Annotated in this window: 1 protein-coding gene and 1 pseudogene; both read left to right on the forward strand. The window is 63.7% G+C overall.

Going from position 1 to position 1,800, the window contains the following annotated elements; translation table 11 throughout:
• Positions 1–116: 116 nt before the first annotated feature.
• Positions 117–1,196, forward strand: a complete 1,080-nt coding sequence (locus HPQ62_RS20845; RefSeq protein WP_174804517.1) for a site-specific integrase — start codon at positions 117–119, stop codon at positions 1,194–1,196.
• Positions 1,197–1,323: 127 nt separating this feature from the next.
• Positions 1,324–1,800, forward strand: a pseudogene (locus HPQ62_RS20850) (3-keto-5-aminohexanoate cleavage protein); the annotation flags it as partial.

Here is a 1,800-nt window from a genome sequence, read left to right on the forward strand (position 1 = left end):
ATGCCAGCGTTTTATGACACAACCGCACGGCTTGTCTCTCTGGTGTTTAGATCGATAATCTTGCATTATCGTTCTAAACTGTCATTATAATGAAAACCCACGCTCTGAGGCCGTTCATGACCGAAAACGACACCGATCCGCATGCCGGCCCGTCTCTCGGCACGGGAGTTGACGGTGGATTGCAGGGGGCCGGGGCGTCGGGCGCGGTTGCGGGGCATCTGGCGCCGCTGGTGGAACGTGCGCGCTTCTATGTCGAAGCCGCAAGCGCGGCCAATACCCGGCGTGCCTACCAGGCCGACTGGGCACATTTTACCGGCTGGTGCCGGCGCAAGGGGCTTGCCCCCCTGCCCCCGGATGCGGAAACCGTCGGGCTCTACATCACGGCCCTTGCTGCCGGTGAAGCAGCGCCCGGTGCGAAGGCGCTTTCGGTCGCCACCATCGAGCGGCGGCTTTCGGCACTCTCCTGGCATTATGCCCAGCGCGGCCTCGCGCTCGATCGCCGCGACCGGCATATCGCCACCGTGCTGGCCGGGATCCGCAATCGCCATGCAGCCCCGCCCCGCCAGAAGGAGGCGATCCTGCCGGAAGAGCTGATCGCCATGGTCGAGACGCTGGATCGCGGCACGCTCCGCGGCCTGCGCGACCGCGCCATGCTGCTTGCGGGCTTTGCCGGCGGGCTGCGCCGCTCGGAAATCGTCGCGCTCGATTGCGGCCGCGACCAGAGCGAGGATGGCGGCGGCTGGATCGAGATCCTCGACAAGGGCCTGCTGGTGACGCTGCGCGGAAAAACCGGCTGGCGCGAGGTGGAAATCGGCCGCGGCTCCTCCGAGCTCACCTGCCCGGTCCATGCGGTGGAGACCTGGCTGAGGCTCGGCCGGATCGGCCACGGCCCGCTGTTCCGCCGGGTCACCGGCAAGGGCAAGGCGGTGGGCCCGGAACGGCTCAAGGACCAGGAGGTTGCCCGCCTCGTCAAGAGAACCGTGCGCGCCTCCGGCATTCGCGGCGATCTGCCGGAGGCCGAGCGGATAAAACTGTTCTCCGGCCATTCCCTGCGCGCAGGCCTCGCCTCTTCCGCCGAAGTCGATGAGCGCTATGTGCAAAAACAGCTCGGCCATGCGTCTGCCGAGATGACGCGCAAATATCAGCGCCGCCGCGACCGCTTCCGCGTCAATCTCACAAAGGCAGCCGGGCTTTGAGCGAGAATGACGGCCATCAATTAAAGGGGCTATCGCGAACACCCGTTTTCCCGGACTTGCAAAAACGGGGCGCAAAGCGCATTCAAAGTCCCGGACGTCTCGCAACAGACATCCCCGAGAGGCAGGTATGATCATCCAAGCCTGTATCAACGGCGCACGCCCATCCGATTTTCATCCGGCATTGCCCCTGACGATCACAACGATGGTCCGCGACAGTTTGAAATGTGTCGAATCGGGCGCTTCAGAACTCCATATCCATCCGCGCAATGCCGATGGACGTTAAAGCCTCGATACGGCAGACGCGCTCATAACGTCGCTGCGCCGCGTGTCCTCGGGCACGCGCGTCGGGGTTTCAACCGGCGACTGGATCGAAGGGAATGAAGCGGCAACGCGAAACGCCATCGCCAACTGGAACGTGCTGCCAGACTAAGCTTCCGTCAATCTCTCGGAGGTCAATTCGCCCGAGATCTTTGCCTTGCTCGGACAGATGGGGGTCGGCGTCGAAGCTGGCCTTGCCTCGGTGGAAGACGCCAGGCGTTTTGTCACCCTTCCCGAGAGCAATCGGGTGTTTCGCATTCTGATCGAAATCGATGAACAGGCGCGG

Origin of the sequence: Martelella limonii, assembly GCF_013344475.1 — a bacterium.
Classification (GTDB): domain Bacteria; phylum Pseudomonadota; class Alphaproteobacteria; order Rhizobiales; family Rhizobiaceae; genus Martelella; species Martelella limonii.